Source organism: Brevibacterium sp. R8603A2, from assembly GCF_023072605.1.
Classification (GTDB): Bacteria; Actinomycetota; Actinomycetes; order Actinomycetales; family Brevibacteriaceae; genus Brevibacterium; species Brevibacterium pityocampae.
Map to the genome: position 1 here is coordinate 46,991 of NZ_JALLGN010000001.1, position 19,171 is coordinate 66,161.

At 69.8% G+C, this 19,171-nt stretch carries 15 protein-coding genes; 10 read left to right on the forward strand and 5 right to left on the reverse strand.

Going from position 1 to position 19,171, the window contains the following annotated elements:
• Positions 1-494 precede the first annotated feature (494 nt).
• From smpB to ftsE, 4 genes are all read right to left on the reverse strand, one after another.
• The gene (gene smpB / locus MTQ12_RS00245) at positions 495-1,019 is read right to left on the reverse strand and encodes an SsrA-binding protein SmpB (protein ID WP_247422984.1); all 525 of its coding nucleotides are present in this window, start codon (positions 1,017-1,019) and stop codon (positions 495-497) included.
• Positions 1,020-1,257: 238 nt separating this feature from the next.
• Positions 1,258-2,562: a M23 family metallopeptidase gene (locus tag MTQ12_RS00250; protein WP_247422985.1), complete on the reverse strand. Its 1,305-nt coding sequence runs from the start codon at positions 2,560-2,562 to the stop codon at positions 1,258-1,260.
• 3 nt (positions 2,563-2,565) lie between these two features.
• Complete coding sequence (ftsX, locus tag MTQ12_RS00255) at positions 2,566-3,480, reverse strand: permease-like cell division protein FtsX (RefSeq protein WP_247422987.1); 915 nt, start codon at positions 3,478-3,480, stop codon at positions 2,566-2,568.
• Complete coding sequence (gene ftsE, locus MTQ12_RS00260; protein ID WP_137319074.1) at positions 3,477-4,166, reverse strand: cell division ATP-binding protein FtsE; 690 nt, start codon at positions 4,164-4,166, stop codon at positions 3,477-3,479. The genes ftsX and ftsE overlap by 4 nt, the downstream gene beginning before the upstream one ends.
• A gap of 479 nt (positions 4,167-4,645) precedes the next feature.
• On the opposite strand from ftsE, the gene MTQ12_RS00265 reads away from it, so the two are divergent.
• Together MTQ12_RS00265 and MTQ12_RS00270 are read left to right on the forward strand one after the other, a co-directional pair.
• Positions 4,646-5,578 carry a PRC and DUF2382 domain-containing protein gene (locus tag MTQ12_RS00265; protein ID WP_247422989.1) on the forward strand — a complete coding sequence of 311 codons (933 nt, stop codon included), beginning with the start codon at positions 4,646-4,648 and terminating at the stop codon, positions 5,576-5,578.
• A 293-nt stretch (positions 5,579-5,871) separates the two neighbouring features.
• Positions 5,872-7,236 carry a hypothetical protein gene (locus MTQ12_RS00270; protein ID WP_247422991.1) on the forward strand — a complete coding sequence of 455 codons (1,365 nt, stop codon included), beginning with the start codon at positions 5,872-5,874 and terminating at the stop codon, positions 7,234-7,236.
• 123 nt (positions 7,237-7,359) lie between these two features.
• On the opposite strand, the gene prfB is transcribed toward MTQ12_RS00270, so the two are convergent.
• Entirely contained in the window at positions 7,360-8,490 is a 1,131-nt protein-coding gene (prfB, locus tag MTQ12_RS00275) for a peptide chain release factor 2 (protein ID WP_247422993.1), read from the reverse strand.
• A gap of 415 nt (positions 8,491-8,905) precedes the next feature.
• Here prfB and MTQ12_RS00280 point away from each other — a divergent pair, with 415 nt between their 5' ends.
• The 8 genes from MTQ12_RS00280 to MTQ12_RS15110 all read left to right on the forward strand — a co-directional run bounded on the left by MTQ12_RS00280 (position 8,906) and on the right by MTQ12_RS15110 (position 19,141).
• The gene (locus MTQ12_RS00280; protein WP_247422995.1) at positions 8,906-10,132 is read left to right on the forward strand and encodes an ATPase, T2SS/T4P/T4SS family; all 1,227 of its coding nucleotides are present in this window, start codon (positions 8,906-8,908) and stop codon (positions 10,130-10,132) included.
• Positions 10,129-11,001 carry a type II secretion system F family protein gene (locus MTQ12_RS00285; protein ID WP_247422997.1) on the forward strand — a complete coding sequence of 291 codons (873 nt, stop codon included), beginning with the start codon at positions 10,129-10,131 and terminating at the stop codon, positions 10,999-11,001. Before MTQ12_RS00280 ends, MTQ12_RS00285 begins: the two co-directional genes overlap by 4 nt.
• Before the next feature lie 3 nt (positions 11,002-11,004).
• A complete protein-coding gene (locus MTQ12_RS00290; protein WP_137319068.1) occupies positions 11,005-11,949 on the forward strand; it encodes a type II secretion system F family protein in 945 nt (314 codons plus the stop codon).
• A gap of 135 nt (positions 11,950-12,084) precedes the next feature.
• Positions 12,085-12,318 (forward strand): hypothetical protein, encoded by a 234-nt coding sequence (locus tag MTQ12_RS00295; RefSeq protein WP_247422998.1) that lies wholly within the window; start codon positions 12,085-12,087, stop codon positions 12,316-12,318.
• A 213-nt stretch (positions 12,319-12,531) separates the two neighbouring features.
• Complete coding sequence (locus MTQ12_RS00300; RefSeq protein ID WP_247423001.1) at positions 12,532-12,972, forward strand: TadE family protein; 441 nt, start codon at positions 12,532-12,534, stop codon at positions 12,970-12,972.
• Positions 12,973-13,011: 39 nt separating this feature from the next.
• Positions 13,012-13,557, forward strand: a complete 546-nt coding sequence (locus MTQ12_RS00305) for a hypothetical protein (RefSeq protein ID WP_247423002.1) — start codon at positions 13,012-13,014, stop codon at positions 13,555-13,557.
• A gap of 89 nt (positions 13,558-13,646) precedes the next feature.
• Positions 13,647-14,093 carry a pilus assembly protein TadG-related protein gene (locus MTQ12_RS00310; protein WP_247423004.1) on the forward strand — a complete coding sequence of 149 codons (447 nt, stop codon included), beginning with the start codon at positions 13,647-13,649 and terminating at the stop codon, positions 14,091-14,093.
• 206 nt (positions 14,094-14,299) lie between these two features.
• Positions 14,300-19,141, forward strand: coding sequence for an FtsK/SpoIIIE domain-containing protein (locus tag MTQ12_RS15110; protein ID WP_247423006.1), 4,842 nt, complete (start codon positions 14,300-14,302; stop codon positions 19,139-19,141).
• Positions 19,142-19,171: the final 30 nt, after the last annotated feature.

Below are 19,171 nucleotides of genomic sequence, written 5' to 3' on the forward strand. Positions count from 1 at the left end.
CGTCGTCCGAGCCTGCGCTGTGTCGTCCGAGCCTGTACTTCGTCGTCCGAGCCTGCGCTGTGCCGTCTGAGCCTGTGCTTCGTCGCCCGAACCTGCGCTTCGTCGGCGTCCACGGCTGAGCACCGCACACCGGACCGCAGACCATGCCGGAGCCCGCCATCGGGTCGCATCACCCACCGTTCGACCGTGTCACCCACCGCCAAGGCAGTGTCACCGTGCGGCTGCACGGCCGCTCCGGTCCAGCGCGTCGGTCCACAGGCCACCGGCCGCAGACCCCCGGCAACAGGCGGCAGAATGCCGGGCAGGGGTCTGGGGATCCACCGGTTGTCCACAGCTGATCACACGTTCTGCACAGCAGGTGAACCCATCTGTGGATAACATGCATCGTCGCAGGTCAGGGGCGAGTTAAAATCATTCCGAAACGGTGTGGACAAGCGCCCAACTCGATGGTAAGAATCTCGGTCCACAGCGATACCCACAGGGTGGCGCGAGGGTCACATGTGGCGGCGGAGCGACATCGCGCGCTGGGCTTCGCGGGCGTCCTGCTTCTCGCGCAGCGCCTGGCGCTTGTCCCAGTCCTTCTTGCCGAGCGCCACGGCGATCTCGACCTTGACCCGCGAGCCGACGAAGTAGAGCTCGAGCGGCACGAGCGTGCGCCCGGACTCCTTGAGCTTGTGCGAGATCTTGAGGATCTCGTCCTTGTGGAGGAGCATCTTGCGCCGCCGGCGGGCGGCATGGTTCGTCCACGTGCCCTGCACGTACTCGGGGATGTAGACGCCCTCGAGCCAGGCCTCGCCCTGGAAGATCAGGCCGAAGCCGTCGGTGAGCGATGCGCGGCCCTCGCGGAGGGACTTCACCTCGGTCCCGGTGAGCACCAGGCCGGCTTCATAGGTGTCCTCGATGTGGTAATCGTGGCGCGCCTTGCGGTTGCGGGCGATCGTCGTGATCGTGTCCTTGCCGCCCGTCTTCGCGCCCGTCTTGGCGTTCTTCCCGGTCTTCTTCTGGTTTCCCTTGGCCATGGTCCTCCTCCCGAACCGATCGCTGCCTGCCGTGCGCTGGGCGCGGATGCCGCGCCGCGAGCGCGGAACTCGAGCGTGCCCGAGGTATGGGCACAGACCCACCAGTGTACAGGTCGCCCGAGCGCCGGCCGGCGTCGCCGGATGGCCGGCGTCGCCGGATGGCCGGCGCCGCCGGAGGGGCCGCGCCGCCGGAGGGGCCGCGCCGCCGGAGGGGCCGCGCCGCGCGAGCGAAGCCGCGCTACTGGATGAACGGCATCGGGTTGACGTAGGCGCCGCTCTGCATGATCTCGAAGTGGAGGTGGCAGCCGGTCGAGGAGCCGGTGGTGCCGGCGCGGGAGATGACGTCGCCCTGGGACACCCGGTCACCGGCGCGCACAGTGTTGCGCGTGTTGTGGCTGTAGGTGGATGCGATGGTCTTCCCGTCGACCTTGCCGTGCGAGATCACCACCCGGTTCCCGTAGCCGCCGGCCCAGCCCGAGGAGACCACGATGCCGTCGCCGGAGGCACGCACCGGGTCGCCGCAGGGGATGCCGAAGTCGGTGCCGGTGTGGAGGCGGCGCGAGCCGGTGATCGGGTGGATCCGGTAGCCGAACGGCGAGGTCACCGGGTAGCCGGGCGCGGGGTTGCGCAGCTCGCCGTTGCCCGGCAGGGTCTCGCCGCGCTCCTTGGCCTCGCGCTCCCACTTCTCGACCTCCTCGGCCAGCCGCTCCTGCTCCTCCTGCTGGTTCTTGAGCTCCTCCTCGGTCTTCGCCCGGTTGTCCTCGATGGTCTGCGAGGCGCGGTCCTTCGTGTCGATGAGGGAGTCGAGGTCGGTCTTGCGCTGGCGTGCGTCGTTCTCCGCCGCGGCCTTGGTGAGGACGGCCGCCGCCGCCTCCTCCTTGAGGTCCTCGATCTCCACGGCGATCGCATCGAGCCGGTCCTGGTTGTTCCGGTTCGTCGTGCGCTGCTCCGACAGCCGGGTGATCGTGCGCTGCTGGGAGCGGACGGCGGAGTCGACCCGCCCGAGTCCCTGGGCCCCGGTGTCGCTCGAGGCCATCTGGAGGAGGAGCGCGAGGTCGGAGGTGACGCCGGAGTTCTGGTAGGCCTGCCGGGCGATGCGGGTGACCGCGCCCTGGCTGTCGGCGAGCTCCTGCTCGCCGGCGTCGATCTCGGCGCGGAGGTCCTCCTGCGCGTTCTGCGCCGAGGTCATGCGTGCGGCGAGCTCCTCGTCCTCGCGCTGCGCCTCGGCGAGCTCGTCCTCGGCCTGCGACAGCGCGTCCTCCGCGGCCGGCATCGCCTCCTCGGCGGCCTCCTTCTCCGCGATGACTCGCGCGAGCTCCTCATCGAGTCCCTGGAACTCGCGGGTGAGCTCTTCGACGCGTTCGTCGACGGCATCCTTCTTCTCCTGCGGGTTCGCCGCGAGGCCGGCAACCGGCATGAGCACGGCGAGCGTCGCCGCGGTGAGGGCGAGGACGACCCTGCGGGCGCCGCTGCCGTGGAACCGGCCGTGGTGGAGCATCCGGGTCCGCTGCCGGGTTCTGGTGGGGGTCGGGATGGGTCGCATCGGTCAGACCTTCATGTACCGGCGGAGGGTGAGCACGGAGGACACCCCGGCCATGAGGATGCCGATGACGACGAGCACAGGGGCCACGAGCAGGACGTCGCCGAGCGAGATCAGCTCGAAGCTCGCCGCCTGGTCCTGGAGCCACCCCTGCACGCCGAACTGCACGACGAGGCCGAGTGCGAGCGCGGCGAGCAGCGCGCCGATGACGGCTGCGATCACGCCCTCGAGGATGAAGGGCATCTGGATGAAGGCGTTCGAGGCGCCCACGAGGCGCATGATCCCGGTCTCCCGGCGCCGCGAGTAGGCGGACAGACGGATGGTGGTGGCGATGAGGAGCACGGCGCACAGGAGCATGATGACCGCGATGGCGAGCGCGATCGCGGTGGCGACATTCATGATCGAGAACAGCTGGTCGAGGAGCTGGTTCTGGTCGACGACCTCCTCCACGCCGGGGGTGGCGGAGAAGTACTCGTCGATGATCTCGTACTGTTCGGCGTCGGTGAGCTTGATGCGGAACGACTCCTGCATCTGGTCCTCGGGGATCGTGCCGGCGAGCGAGGTGCCCTCGAACTGCTCCTCGAACAGCTGGTGGGCCATCGCCCTGTCCTCGAAGTGGACCTCCTCGACATAGGGCGCGAGGTCCTGCCCGTCGAGCGCGGCGCGGATCGCGTCCTTCTGCTCCGTGGTCGCCTCACCGGCGGCGCAGGTGGGCGCCTCGGAGTCGGGCGGGCACAGGAACAGGGCGACCTGCACGCGGTCGTACCAGTAGTCCTTCATCCCGTTGATCTGCATCTGCAGGAGGATCGCGGAGCCGACGAACAGGAGGGACACGAAGGTCACGAGGACGACGGAGAGCACCATCGAGACGTTGCGCTTGAGGCCGACGAGGACCTCGGAGAAGATGAACGACAGTCTCATGCGCCCACCTGGTACGTGCCCTGCTCGTCGTCGCGCACGATCACTCCGCCGCGCAGCTCGATGACGCGCTTGCCCAGGCGGTTGACGATGTCGCCGTCGTGGGTGGCCATGAGGACCGTGGTGCCGTTGCGGTTGATGCGCTCGAGCACCTCCATGATGTCGGTGGACGTCACCGGGTCGAGGTTGCCGGTGGGCTCGTCGGCGAGGAGGATGCCGGGCTTGTTGACCACGGCTCTGGCGATCGCGACGCGCTGCTGCTCGCCGCCGGAGAGCTCGTGCGGCAGGCGCCGGTGCTTGCCCTCGAGCCCGACGGTCTCGAGGACGTCGGGGACAAGGGTGGAGATCGCCGCGGACGACTTGCCGATGACCTGGAGTGCGAAGGCGACGTTGTCGAAGACCGTCTTGTTCGGCAGCAGACGGAAGTCCTGGAACACGGTGCCGATGCTGCGCCGCAGGTAGGGCACTTTCCACGAGGGCATCCGGATGATCGACCTCCCCGCCACGCGGATCCGGCCCCGGGTGGGCACCTCCTCGCGGAGCACGAGGCGGATCACCGTGGACTTGCCCGAGCCCGAGGCGCCCACGAGGAACACGAACTCCCCCGCCTCGGCGGTGAAGGAGACGTCGTTCAGGGCAGGGTCGGCCTTGGAATCATAGGTCTTGGTGACCGATTCGAAGGTGATCACGCAGTTTCTTCTCAATCGACTGGAGGACGGGGACCACCTCGACTATACGGAGCGCGGCGGCCGGAACCGCGGACCCTCCGGCCGAACCGTCCAGGCGTGTCGGCAGAGCCGGCGGCCGCCGGATGGCGCGCCGGATCGCAGGAGCCGTTCGCCGCTCTCGGCGGGGTCCGCGCGAGGCGACGAGCGGGGTCCGCGTGCCGGGGTCGGCGGGTCACAGGGCGGGGTCAGCGGGTCGTCCGGGAGGTTTCCGAGCGCCGCGGTCGACGCCGCGGGCCCGAGATTCCGCGGGAGCCGGATTATATTCCCGGAGCGAGGCGCAGAATTCTCAAGGATCCTTGTGCACAGTCTGACAGGACGCCTTGATTATTCAGGTTTCAGCTCCGCTTACTCGCCTTGTGGTCCCGACTCGACCAGAGTGAAGGAGGTAAGGGCCCTCCGGGGCCGCTCGAACACGCACCACCGAGAGGACGATGATTTTCATGAACGATCGCTTCGATCTCGACGATCTCACCAATGCCAATATCTACGACCAGGACAGCAAGAAGGTCGGTTCGATCGGTCAGGTCTACCTCGACGACCAGACCGACGAGGCGAAGTTCGCCACGGTGAAGACCGGACTGTTCGGCACGAACGAGACCTTCGTGCCCCTCAACGCCGCCACCCGCACCGAGGACGGCTTCACGGTCCCCTTCACCAAGGACTTCATCAAGGACGCGCCGAACATCGACGCCGACGGCCACCTCGACCCGGCCGAGGAGCGTCGCATCTTCGAGTACTACAGCCTCTCCTACGACGATGACGGCCGCGTGAGCGATGACCGCGTCGCCGGCGACGGCCGTGACCGCACCGATGCGGTCAACCGCGCCGCTGCCGGTACCGCCGCCGGGGCAGCGGGAGCCGCCGGCACCGCAGGCCGCGATGACGACCGCCGTGACGCCGACCGCCGTGACGCCGACCGCGTTGCCGGACAGGGCGCCGAGGGCAAGCAGGTCGTCGCCCACGAGGAGCGCCTCAAGGTCGGCACCGAGCAGCGCGAGGCCGGCAAGGCCCGTCTGCGCAAGCGCGTCGTGTCGGAGAACCAGCAGGTCGAGGTCCCGGTCCAGCGCGAGGAGCTCGTCGTCGAGCGCGAATCGATCGACCCGAACTCCGCCGAGGCCCGCACCGGCTCGATCGACGGCCGCGCCGACGGCGCCGAGGAGACCATCACCCTGCGCGAGGAGCGCCCGGTGGTCGACAAGGAGACCGTCGCCACGGAGAAGGTCAACGTCGGCAAGCGCACCGTCACCGATTCCGAGACGGTGTCCGGCGAGGTCCGCAAGGAGCAGATCGACGTCGACGCCGATACTCGCGGCACCGAGGGTCGTGCCACCGATGCGCGTGATGTCGACGGCCGAGGCGACGCCCGCCACTGATCGCCACCGGGGCCCGGGGATCACCACGGTGACCACCACCGGGTCCCGCTGATCAGGGTCAGTTCGCCGGAGGGGCCGGTTCCGCAGCTGCGGAACCGGCCCCTCTGCGCTCCCCTGCCGCCGCGTGGGACCACCGTGGGCGGCTGATCGCCCTGTGAGACCCGCCCGGCGTCGATCGTCCGGCCGCAGGTGAGACCACCGTTCGACCCACCTCGCCGTTCCCAAGGCCGCACGGTCACCGTAAAGTGGAGACACCAGGTGACAGGGAACGATGCAGATCAGAGGAGCCCCACATGAGTGACAAGAGCCCGGAGCAGGACACCTCGAACGGCACCGAGGAGGCGGAGTCGGCGGACACCTCGGCCGCACACGTCGTCCTCCGCGACCCGCTGGCCGATGCCACGGTGTTCGAGGTGGGGAGCCGGAAGGTCGGCACCGTCGCCGACATCCACCGCGATCCCGCCGGCGAACCGACCATGGTGTCGGTCAACACCGGACTGTTCGGCTCGCACCCGCTGCTCCCGCTCGATCGGTCGACCGTCACCGAATCGGGGGTCTGGGTGCCGTATCCCAAGTCGGTCATCAAGTCCGCGCCGTCGATGCACGGGTCCACGCTCAGCGACGACGCCGGGTACGCCCTCTACGCCCACTACAACCTCGAGTACACCCCTCCGGCTCCCGTCGAGGAGGAGGTCGTCCTGGAAGAGGAGACTACTGTCGAGGAGACCCCGGCCGAGGCTGCAGTCGCCGAGGAGACGGTGGTCGAGGAAGAGGTCGTCACCGAGGAGACCCCGGCTGAGGAGACAACCGCCGACGAGGCGCCTGCCGACGCACCCACCGCCGAAGAGACCGTGGTCGAAGAGACCACCGTCGTCGAGGAGGCCCCGGCCGACGAATCCACTCCGGACGACGAGTTCACTCCCGCAGAGGAGACCACCCCGGTCGAGGAGACTGCCGACGCGGACGCCGCTTCCGCCGACGCGCCGACCGACACGCCTGCCGCCGAGGAGACCGCCGTCGAGGACGAGGTCGTCGTCGAGGAGACACCGGCATCGGACGAGACCCCGGCCGACGAGGAGCCTGCGACCGATGATCAGGCTTCGATCGAGGAGGATACTCCCGGTAGCGAGTCGACCCCTGCCGGGAAGACTGCGAGCGCGGCCGGCGCGACGGACGCATCGCCGGAACCGGATACGGAAGACGCGAAGGACGAGACTCCGCTGAAGGACGAGGCCCCGGCGACGAACGAGACGCCGGCCGAACCTGTGGCAGACGGCTCGGCAACCGACGAGCAGCCGGATAGCGCACCCGTCGAGGCCGAACCGGAGACCGGCGACCCCGAGGCGACCGAGCCGGGCGGGCCGGATGCTCCGCAGGACCACGAGCGGCTCGATGTGAGCTCGTCGGGGGTGGCGGGCGCCTCGGACACGGTGGGCGACGACGCCGATGCCGCCCACACGCCGGATCACTCCGACGAGCAGGGCATCACCGACTCCACCACCCCGCACGCAGAGGAGAAGGCGGATCGCTCGGAGCTTTCCGACGGCACGATCGACGGCGACGACACCGCACCGGTCGAGCGCGACACGGAGTCCGCCGAGTCCGACACTGACACTAAGCTCTCCCCCGTTGAGAAGACGGAGCACCCGAGCGAGTGATCGGCTGAACCCGCCCTGACCAGCTCACCAGGGAGTGCCTCGGCACACAGCAGCGCCCCGGACCGACATCGACGGTCCGGGGCGCTGTGCGTTTCAGAGCCAGGTTTCAGGCCCGGGTGCGGATCAGGGGTTGGCGGCCTCCGCCTCGGCGGCCTTCTGGCCCTCCTTGCGCCACCGGATGCCGGCCTCGAGGAACCCGTCGAGGTCGCCGTCGAACACGGCCTGCGGGTTGTTGACCTCATGGCCGGTCCGCAGATCCTTGACCATCTGGTAGGGGTGGGTGACGTAGGAGCGCATCTGGTCGCCCCAGCTCGCCTTGATGTCGCCGGCGAGGTCCTTGCGCTCGGCGGCCTCCTCCTGCTTCTTGAGCTGGAGGAGGCGCGACTGGAGGACACGCATCGCGGCGGCCTTGTTCTGGATCTGCGACTTCTCGTTCTGCATGCTCACCACCGTTCCGGTCGGCACGTGGGTGATGCGCACGGCGGAGTCGGTGGTGTTGACCGACTGGCCGCCCGGCCCGGAGGACCGGTAGACGTCGATCCGCAGGTCGTTCTCGTCGATGTCGACGTGGTCGCTCGACTCGATGAGCGGGACCACCTCGACCGCGGCGAACGAGGTCTGCCGACGTCCCTGGTTGTCGAAGGGGCTGATCCGCACGAGCCGGTGGGTACCGGCCTCGACGGACAGCGTGCCGTAGGCGTAGGGGGCGTTGATCTGGATCGTCGCGGACTTCACGCCCGCGCCCTCCGCATAGGAGGTGTCGAGCTCCTGCACGCCGTAGTCCTTCGCTTCTGCCCAGCGCACGTACATCCGGGCGAGCGTCTGAGCGAAGTCGGTGGCGTCGTCGCCGCCGGCGCCGGAGCGCACGGTGATGACGGCGGCCCGCTCGTCGTACTCGCCGGACAGGAGCGTGGAGATCTCGAGCGCGTCGAGCTCGCGGCGCAGTTTGCCGATCTCCGCCTCCGCCTCCGCGAGGGTCTCCGCGTCGTCCTCGTCTTCGGCCATGGACACGAGGAGCTCGACGTCCTCGATCCGGGAGTCGAACTTCTCGAGCTTCTCCAGGGTGGACTGCTTGTGGGAGAGCTTCGAGGTGACCTGCTGCGCGGCCTCCGGGTCGTCCCACAGATCGGGCGCGGCGGCGGCCTCGGTCAGCTCATTCACCTCGGATCGCAGCTGGTCGACGTCGGACACCTCGCGGATCGAGGCGAAGGTCTGCTGCAGGGCAGCGATCTCGGAAGGAAAGTCTGTGGCCATAGTGATTCCAGGGTAGTGCATGCACGGGCGGGTCCCGGCGCCGCCGGGCGCCGCCGGATCCTCCGCGGGCGCACGGTTGTCCATGGACGCGGTGCGCCGAGCGCCCGATGCGTTCGGTGCTGCGGCGACCGGGGACGAACTCGCAGGAAGCGATCGGGGCTGAAGAACTCTCCGCGCGAATCGTGTTCTCGGGACTCGCTCCAGGTGAACGCCCTGCACGCTGCCATTGCCACTGGGAAGTATCGCCCGGCGGCTCCTCGACAGTTATCCACAATTTCGATTCCGGGGCTGGTCCGGGGACCTGCGGTCGTCTACTTTGGGTCCTGTACCCCTCTCGAAACACCCCTCCCGGGCGACCCATCCGGGACGCATCCCCCACCCGACCGCTTCAGCGCCCGATCCCCACAGGAAACCCATGGACGCCGCCGACATCATCGCCGCCGAGGTCCGCGATCTCATCCGGACCCGTGGCATCGACCCGCGCACCGAGCCCTCCCAGACCCGTGAGCTCGTCCTCCAGGTCATTCACGACTACGACGAGCGCACCCTCGCCGGCTCACTCCCCCTGCTGGCGAACCCCGAGGAGACCGGGCGGCGGATATTCGATGAGGTCTCCGGGTTCGGAGTGCTCCAGAAATACCTCGACGACCCCGAGGTCGAAGAGATATGGATCAACGCACCTCAGGGCGTGTTCATCAGCCGGCGCGGCGTCAGCGAACTCACCCCGACACTGCTCACCGAGGCCGAGGTCACCGACCTCATCGAGCGCATGCTCCGCACCTCCGGGCGGCGCGTCGACCTGTCGAGCCCCTTCGTCGACGCCACCCTCCCCGACGGATCCCGGCTCCACGTCGTCCTCCCCGACATCACGCGCACGCACCCGGCGGTGAACATCCGCAAGTTCATCACCCGTACGCGCAGCCTGCACGACCTGGTGGCCAACGGCACACTGCCGGCCAATGCAGCCGCCTTCCTCGACGCGGCAGTGATCGCGGGGGCCAACATCGTGGTCTCGGGTGCGACCCAGGCGGGCAAGACCACCATGCTCAATGCGCTCACCGGGTCGATCCCGGCCCGCGAGCGCGTCATCACCTGCGAGGAGGTGTTCGAGCTCGCTGTCCCCGCCCGCGACTGGGTGGCGATGCAATGCCGCCAGCCCTCCCTCGAGGGCACGGGTGAGATCACTCTCCGCCAGCTCGTCAAGGAGGCGCTGCGGATGCGGCCCAGCCGCCTCATCGTCGGCGAGGTCCGCGAGGCCGAATGCTTCGACCTGCTCGTCGCGATGAACAGCGGCCTGCCCGGAATGGGGTCGATCCACGCGAACTCGGCCCGCTCCGCGGTCACCAAGCTCTGCACCCTGCCGCTCCTCGCCGGGCCGAACATCGGCTCGACGTTCGTCACCCCGACCGTCGCCGGCAGCATCGACCTCGTCGTCCACCTCCGCCTCGACCGCGACGGGCAACGACGCGTCGAGGAGATCGCCGCGATCCCCGGCGGACTCGAGGCCGGGGTCGTCGAGCTCGAGAACGTCTTCCACACCGATCACGACGGTGCGCTCGTCCGCGGGCCCGGCTTCACCCACCTCGGCGACCGCTTCGCCGCCGTCGGCAAGGACATCCATAGCATCCTGGAAGCCGCATGAGCACCTCGCTGGCGGCGGCGCTGTGCGGACTCGGCATCGGCTGCGGACTGTTCCTCATCTGGTGGTCGATGTGGGTCACCCCACCCCGCACGACTCCTCGGCCCCGGTTCCTCGTCGAGCTCGACGAGGCGCTCACCGTCGCCGGCTTCCCGCGCGCCTCCCCCGGTCACCTCCTCGTCGTCTCGCTCGCCACCGGCGGCGCGGTGCTCCTCCTCGCCCACCTCTTCACGGGTGCGGTGAGCATCAGCGCCTGCTTCGGCCTGTTCGCCGGGCTCGCACCGCTCATGATCGTGCGCCAGCGGGCCCGCGCCCGCCAGGTCGAGCGGCGGACGCTGTGGCCGGAGGCCATCGACCACCTCCACTCCGGGATCCGCGCCGGCCTGTCGCTGCCGGAGGCCATCAGCGGCTTGAGCGTCCGCGGTCCCGAACAGCTGCGCCCGCTGTTCACCGTGTTCGCCCAGGAGTACCGGGCCACCGGGTCGTTCGCCCTCTCGCTCGATCGCTTCAAGATCGCGTGCGCGGACCCCGTGGCGGACCGCATCGTCGCCGCCCTCGCCGTCACCCGTGAGGTCGGCGGCACCGATCTCGGAGTCATGCTCAAGACGCTGAGCCAGTTCGTCCGGGACGACTCCCGCACCCGCGCGGAGCTCCAGGCGCGGCAGAGCTGGACCGTCACCGGGGCACGTCTGGCCGTCGCCGCGCCGTGGGTCGTGCTCGCGCTCCTCGCCAGCCGCCCGCAGACCACCGCCGCATACAACACGCCGGCAGGGGCGACGCTGCTCCTCGTCGGCCTCGTCGTCTCCCTGGCCGCCTACACCGTGATGAAGCGGATCGGTCGCCTCCCGGCCGAACCGCGGGTCCTGAGGTGACTGATGGAGCACCTCAACCCCTTCAATCCCGCAGCCGTCATCGGCACCGGCCTGGTGCTCGGCCTGTCGCTCGCGTTCTTCGTGCTCAATCTTCCCGTGTTCCGCAGGCCGACCCTCGATGACCGCGTGGGCCCCTATCTGCGCGACCGCCCCCGCGTCGCCGAGCTCTACGGTCCCCCTGTCCCCACCGACGCCGGGATCCGGGGTGTCGCCCGCTCCGCCGTGCGGCGCCTCGGCCGCTGGCTGTCATCGCGACTGACCGTGGACGCGAGCGTCACTGCCCGCCTCGCTCGACTGGGCCGGAACGAGACGGTCGAGCGGTTCCGGGCGCTGCAGCTGCTCCTCGTCGCGGCCGGTCTGGTCGTCGGATCGGGGCTCGCGACCGTCGTCGCCGTCGGACGCGGATTCAATCCCGTGGCCTTCATCCTCATCGTCGCCATCTGCGGGTTGGGTGGGCACTTCGCCAACGACTGGCTTCTCACCCGCCGCGTCCAGCAGCGCGAGGCCCGGATCCTCGCCGAGTTCCCGACGATCGCCGAGCTCCTCGCCCTGTCGATCACCGCCGGCGAGGGCACCGTCGACGCGCTCGAGCGCTCGTGCCGGAGCACGACCGGGGAGCTCAGCGAGGAGCTCCGACTCACCCTCGCCGAGGCGCGGACCGGCACCCCGCTCGTCGAGGCTCTCGACAACCTCGGCAAGCGCACGAGCATCCCGAGCATCGTCCAGTTCGTCGATGGCATCGCCGTCGCGATCTCCCGCGGCACCCCACTCGCCGAGGTGCTCCGGGCGCAGGCAGCCGACGTCCGGGACGAGGGCCGCCGACACCTCATGGAGCTCAGTGGGAAGAAGGAGGTCGGGATGCTCGTGCCGGTTGTCCTCTTCGTCCTCCCGATCACCGTCCTGTTCGCCGTGTTCCCCTCCCTCGCCGTTCTCGAGCTCACGGGATGAGGTGACCTGTTCCTCTGCACACGCCCGCGACCCGATCGACTGAGCCCAGAGCAACTGAAACTGCGCCACCCGAGAACCGACCATCTGAGACCCGGTCGCCGCAGACCGGTCCCCCCCTTGAGAAAGGTACCCACCATGACCACGAGGATCTTCACCCGTCTGTTCCTGTTCCTCACTGCCCTCGTCGCGCTCGATGATCGCGCGCCCGGCTCCCGCCGAGCGGCACGCAGCGATCGCGGCGACGTGCCCGGTTGGGTTCTCATCACGATGATGACCGCCGCTCTCGTGGTCGCCCTCTGGGCGCTCGCCGGCGAAGCGTTCACCTCGATGTTCCAGGACTCCATGGACAAGGTCCGCAGCGCCGGCTGAACCATGAAGAACCTCAGTTCCTGCCCACTGACCCGGTGGCAGCGGTGGCCGGGCAGCGGCAATTCCCGAACAGCCGGCATTCCGCGAACAGTCGACAGTTCCCGAGCAGCCAGCAAAGCCCGGGCCGCCGGCTCGGCCCGAACCCCCGGCATACCCCGACCTGCCGGCACCTGCCGCGAACGCCACCGGGCCGGTTCGGGGATCCGACTCGCTGTGCGTCCCGAGTTCGGTCCGGAGTCCCGTCCCGAGCCCCGTCGCGGTTCCCGCTCGGCCGCGCGCCCCGATGCCGGTTCCGCCGTTGCGGAGTTCGTCATGGTGAGCGGATTGCTGAGCCTGGTCTTCGTCTCGGTGCTCCAGCTGTGCATCGCCGTGCACGTGCGCAACACGGTGACGGACTCCGCCGTCGCGGGGGCACGCCAGGCTGCTCTCGCCGACCAGGAGCCGGCCGACGGCGCACGCCTCGCCCGGGCCCTCATCACCGCGGGGATCGGGGATGGCTATGCACAGGACATCGAGGTCACCGAGTCCGCAGTCTCCGGGACGAACATCGTCACCGTCACGGTGACGACCCCGATCCCGGTGCTCGGACTCCTTGGACCGCAGGGCGTGTGGGAGCTCAGCGGCCGCGCGATCGCCGAGGACATCGAGGGCTGAGACGTGCCGACACAGCGACTCCCCCGGACCCGTGCGGCAGTGGTATCCGACCGCGGGTCGGCGCCCATCGAGTTCATCTTCGCCTCGGTCGTCCTCCTCATTCCCCTCGTCTACCTCGTGCTCTCGCTCGGCCAGGTGCAGGCCGGGTCCTACGCCACCCAGACGACGGCGATCAATGCCGCCCGGGCCGCCGCGCGCTACCCCGATTCCGCTGGCGCCCGGGCCGAGGCGATGGCGCGCCTCCATTTCGAGGACTTCGGTGTCGAGGATGCGCGCTGGGCGATCCGCCTCGAATGCAGCGGACCCTGTGACGAGGCCGGCTCGACGGTCACCGCGCACGTCGAGACCCGGGTCCCGGTCCTCGGTCTGCCCGCACTGTTCGGCCGCGATTCGGCCCCGCACGTCACCGTGCGCGCCGCGCACTCCGACATCGTGTCCCCGTATACGGCGTCTCCGAACGCTGCGTCTCCGAACACTGAGTCACCGAACACTGAGTCACCGAATGCTGGGTCCCCCAGTGCTGGGTTCGCGAAAGCTGGGTTCGCGAACGCTGGGTCGCCGAGCTCCGTGGATGCGGACCGGTGATCGCAATGCGCCGGTGGAGGAACTTTTCCGGGTTGCGTTCCCGTGGGCTGCGCACATCCGGGCAGGCTGTTCGCAGGCACGCCGGTGCAGTGCGGAAGCAGCGGCTCGGGACCGCGCTGTGCTCCGATGAGGGTTCGATCATGCCGCTGGCCGTGGGATTCACGACGATCGCGCTCGTCCTCGTCATCCTCGGCGCCGTGATCACCGACATCTACCTCGCGCATCGCAAGCTCTACGCGCTCGCGGACTCGGCGGCGCTCGCGGCCGCCGACTCGTTCGAGCCGGACTACGGTTCGGACCCGGCGATCATCTTCACCGATGTAGCCGTGCAGCGAGAAGCCGAGAGCTACCTCGACCGCGCGCAGGTGTCGTCCCGCTTCCGCGGTCTCGACGTCCAGGGCGAATCGCCGGACGACCGCAGTGTGGAGATCGTGCTCTCCGCGCGCTATCGCCCCGCGCTCGTCTCCCCGTTCGTGCCCCGCGGTATCGAGCTGACCGCCACCGCTCGCGCCCGAGGCGCCCTCCGGGAGGGATGACGACCGACCTCGTCGGCTCGAGCCCACCTCGGCGTACGAAAGTGTGGACGGCCCGAGCCGCATCGGGGTCATTCCGCTGTGGACAGCGTGCCGCTGTCCACAGGCTCTTCTTCGGCCTGGCCGCTGCAGGACCCCGACCATAGCCTCGGCGTATGCCCTCTTTGCTCGTCCACCTGCTCACCGGTTTCGATGCCCGAATCCTTCGAGTGGCTGCCCCCGGAGAGCATTCGGCACGGGCCGTGCTCTCGGCCCTGCTCGCCGCGGTCGACGATGCGACGGAGCCGGGCGCACACGCACCCGGCACATCGGGAGCCGGCGCCCATCCGCCCGCAGAGGAACACTTCCTACCCGCGCATCCGAACCCCGAGGCCGCGCCCTTCGCCCGCCCATCCACCATCATCGACGTCTCCGACTGCCGCCCGCGCGGGTGCACGGGCGACCCGCCGACCCTCGACGACACCTGGCAGACTTGGTGTGCACGCGCCACCGCAGTCCTCATCGATCCCGAACCCGGAAGCCGAGGCGACCGGCTGGCGGGCACCGGCGGAAACAGCGGCACTCTCGTGGAATACTCGGCAGGTCCCGATTCAGGGTTCGCCCACGCGCTCCCGCCCGGCACCTGGAGCCTCGGGCGGACGTGCGACGCCGACCGCCCTCTTGCCGACCCCTTCCTCAGCCGCACCCCGCTGCTCATGGGAAACGGCCCCGGCGGGATCACGCTGGGCACGTGCGGCGGGGTCGAACGAACCGTCGCCGTCGACCCCGCCGGCCCGCAGTCGTTCCGACTCGGCAGCACCCGGGTGTCGATCCATCCCTCCGGCCCACCGTCTCCGCCGGGACCAGTGACCCTGCACGGACCCGAGCCGCCGGAGGTCCGACCTCCCGAGCCGCCCTCGTGGATCTTCTACCTCCTGCCGCTCGTCCTGGGAATCGTCCTCGTCCTCGTCACCGGAATGTGGTGGTTCCTGCTGTTCACCCTGTCCGGCCCGCTCACCGCCGGCGTGCGCTGGCGCATGGAGACCCGCCGGTGGAAGCGGGAATCGGCAGAATCCGTCGTGAAGTTCCGCCGAGCGCTCACCGATCACGCGGCCGAGGTGACTGCGAGGATCGACATTGCGACCAGCACCGCTGCAGCGACGCCCCTGGAATCCGGGCTCGTCGTCCTCGGTTACGGTCGGGCTCTGAGCCCTGACACCCTGGCCGGTCTCCCCGGCGTCGACAGGGCCGACCGCAGAACTGATCGCCGGTCCACGCCGCCGGGGATCGCGCGTCTCCTCGACCGGTTGTCGGTGCCGGTCGCCGTGATCGACGGGTCCACGGGAGCCGTCACCGAGGCTGTCGGTTCACAGGTCGATCGACGGTCCCGCGACCGCCACGCGGACACGACATTCGACCGTGATACGGCCGGCAAGGGCGCGGAGAACACAGTGCCGGGCCGAAACCGTGCGGGTCGCCGCCGCGCGGACCATGGAGCGACAGGCAGAGATGCGGCGGGCGATGATTCGGCGGCCGTTGGCTCAGTCGGCAGTCCCCCGGTGGGCCGGGGATCGGTGCACCCCGTCCTCGAGGACTGTGCACTGCTGTTCGACCCGAGCGCAGTCGACCTCGACGTCAGCGGAGTGCCGGAGGTCGTCGGCGACGTCGTACGCGCCGTCGTCGCGAGTGCCCGCGCTCTCGGACTGCCGGTGGCGTTCGCCGACAGCTCGGTCGCCGAGGTGTTCCCCGAGCTCACCGGGTACGGCGTCGACGTAGCCGCAGCCGATGGCTCGGCAGATCGGGTCGCCGGTTCCGGCATTACCATCGAGTTGGCGCCACGGATTCCTGCAGCGGTGCCGTCGGGATCCTCGACGGACCCCCTTGCGCCTGATGACCGAGCCAGGCGACCTCGCGTAACGGGCACCCGAGCCGGCTCCCCCACAGCGATGCTCGACGAAGCCCGCATGACATCGCTAGACAGCACAGAATCGCCTGTGCTTCCTGCGGTTCCCGCTCCGGTTCCGGCCCCGGCTCCGGTTCCGCACCGCCGAGATGATGACGACGGCCAGATCACCGTGTCCATCCGCTGCCCCGCTTCCACGGCGAGCCTCGGTGAGTCCGGGCGGTTCACCTCTCGTGCGACACCGCCTGGTGAGGTGGTGCCGCGATGGCGGATCGACTGCACGACTCCCCTGTCGACCGCCGAACTCTCCCTGGTCGATGCGCCGCGTCCGCGCCGCCACCCGGTCCCGCTCGGCGGAGCCATCGAGCTGCGACGCCTGCGCCCCGAGCGATTCCTCCAGCTCGTTCCCCCGCCCGCGGCTCCGGTCGGAGCTGTTCCCGCGTCCCGCACCCTCGACGAACTCCTTGCCGAGCTCTCTGCAGACCATGGCCACGAGCAATCGGATCCGGAGGCCGGCGCCTCAGGAGCCGGCGGGAGGCCGGCCATCGCCGACACATTCCTCATTCGCGGTCCGCGTGGGTCGACGGATTCCCGCGCCGGCCTCAGATCGTCACCCAGCGACTGGAGAAGCGCTTGGGGCTCGGTCCACGACTCCACGGCACGCAGAGATACGGCACGCAGCGGTACCGTGCCCAGGGGTTCCGTACCCGGAGGTTCCGTGCCCAGTGGGCCATCATCCACCGGATCGGCACCCACCGGGGCGACGCGGGTGCCGCTGGGATCCACGTCGACCGGAGCCCTGCTCGTCGACCTCGTCGAGGACGGCCCGCATGCACTCGTGGCCGGGACGACCGGCAGCGGCAAGTCGGTGCTGCTCCAGACCTGGGTCGCCGCGCTGTCCGCCGTGCTCTCCCCGGACGAACTGCGTTTCGTCCTCATCGACTTCAAGGGCGGAGCGGCGTTCGCACCGTTCGCCGAGCTCGCCCACGTCGATGCCGTCGTCGACAATCTCGAACCGACCCAGGCGATGCGTGCGCTCCGAAGTCTGCGGGCGGAGATCCTGCGACGAGAGGCCCTGCTCGCCGAGCAGCGGTGCCCCGACATCGATGCCCTCAACGCTGCGATCCAGCACTCCGACGACCGCACCGCGCTGCCCCGCATCGTCGTCGTCATCGATGAGTTCCAGGCTCTCATCCAGGACAATCCCGCCGGAGTGGAGATGATCGAATCGCTCACCGCGCTCGGCCGTTCCCTGGGCATCCACCTCATCCTCGCCACTCAACGGCCCTCCGGCATCGTCACCTCACGCATGAAGGCCAACATCTCCCTGCGCCTCGCCCTGCGCGTGCGCGACTCCGCCGACTCGATCGAGGTGATCGGAACCGACGCCGCCGCGCACCTGCGGCCCGACGACCCCGGTGCTGCACTCCTCAGCCGCACGGGGCCGCCCGAGCTGTTCAGGGCCGCGCAGGTCACCGTGTCCCCGGCTCAGCACCCGCCGGCCCCGCCGAGGGTGGATTGGACTGCTCTGCTCGGCCGGCGGGCGACGACCCGCAGCCCGGCGCCGCGCGACACGATGTCCGGTTCCGCCGCGCTGCCCGCCCCCGGACCGACGACGGGAGCCGCGCTCACCGTCCCTGCGCTCGTCTCGGTCTCGCAGCACTTCATCGCCGGATCCACCGGCCGCACTCGGCGGCGGATCGTCCTGCCGCCGATGCCCGTATCGCATGCCGCGCTGTCATCCACCGACCTCGGACTCCTCGACTTCCCGGACGAGAACCGGACGGCGCGCTGGATATGGGATCCCGTTCGGGACGGATCCGTGATCATCACCGGCGGGCGCGGTCGCGGCACGAGCACGGCGGTGCAGTCGTTCGCTGCGGCAGCGGTGAGCACCGGCAGCCGCGTCGTGCTCCTCACCCGGGGCCGTCGCGACCGGACCGTCGAGGAGATCCTCGACACCAGGAACCACGAAGACGGCGCGGAGCCCGGTGAGCTCATCGTGGCCGATCACGCCGAGGTGTGGGCCGTCGAGTACCTCCTGGGGCTCCTCGAGACCGATGACGACCCGCGGCCCAGGATGATCTGCATCGACGATTTCGATGCGCTGCTCCGGACGCTCGAGGGCACCCGCAGGCTCTCGCGCCTGGAAGCGCTGCTGACGTCGGGTGCCGGGCGGTCCCCGACGGCGTTCGTCATCGCGGCCGGCCGGCGGATCCTCCATTCACCCATCGCCGCGCGGGCCCGAACGCGTGTGATCTTCCCGCCGGCCGATCCGCAGGAGACCGCGCACCTCGGACTCCAGACTCGGAGGTTCTCCGGAGCCTGGCCTCCCGGGCGCGCAGTCGTCCTGGGTCCCGTTTCGTCCTCAACCGGCCCGCAGGGGGCCGATGTCCAGCTCTCGCACACATGCTCTGACCGCGTTCCGCCTGTCCCGGGCACCTCGATCGGGGCGGAGGGACACCACCGCGACGACACGGAGTGCCGCGGGGCCGGGTGCGATGCCGATCGAGCAGTGCCGATCCGCAGTGGCTCGCCTCGTGTTCGGGTGTCGGTGATCGATGCAGGTGACTTCGGTCGCAACAGCGACGTGGACCACTGGGTGCACCGGTCGGCACGACGCCGTACGAGCGGTGCCGATCCGCATCGATCTGAGAGTTCGGCGACCGGGGCTGCTGGGATCATCGGCGCAGAGCCGGGCCGCGCCGCGAGCAGCGGTGTGGAGATCGGCGTCGGGCCGTGCGGTGAGGCCGTGACGTGGGTCCCGGACATCGATGGTCCGGTGCTCAGTGTGCGCACCACCGCGGCCCTGACGCCGTTGCTCGTCACCGGTGTGGAGCAGGCGTGGCACGCAGCCGAGGTGAGGCAGACGCTCCTCGCCGTGCTCGAGGCGCACCTCACGGATCCATCGGACCTCACCACAGCCCTGACGGCTCCGGCATGCGTCATCGGCTGGCCGCTCCAGCACACGCCGGGCTACTCGTCACCGCTCGCACGGGTCCCGGGGCTCGGCCCGATGCTCGTCATCGGTGCCCGCACCGCCGGGGAGCTCGCCGAGGTCGGATTGCGCGACCTCCCAGCGGGCCCCGGCGGTCAGACGCGCGGCTGGTACGTCACGGCAGAGCGCGCGATCCCCGTCGATGTCACCCGTCTGCTCGACCGCACCTGAACCGGGGTGTTCCGTACCCGGATCGGCCGG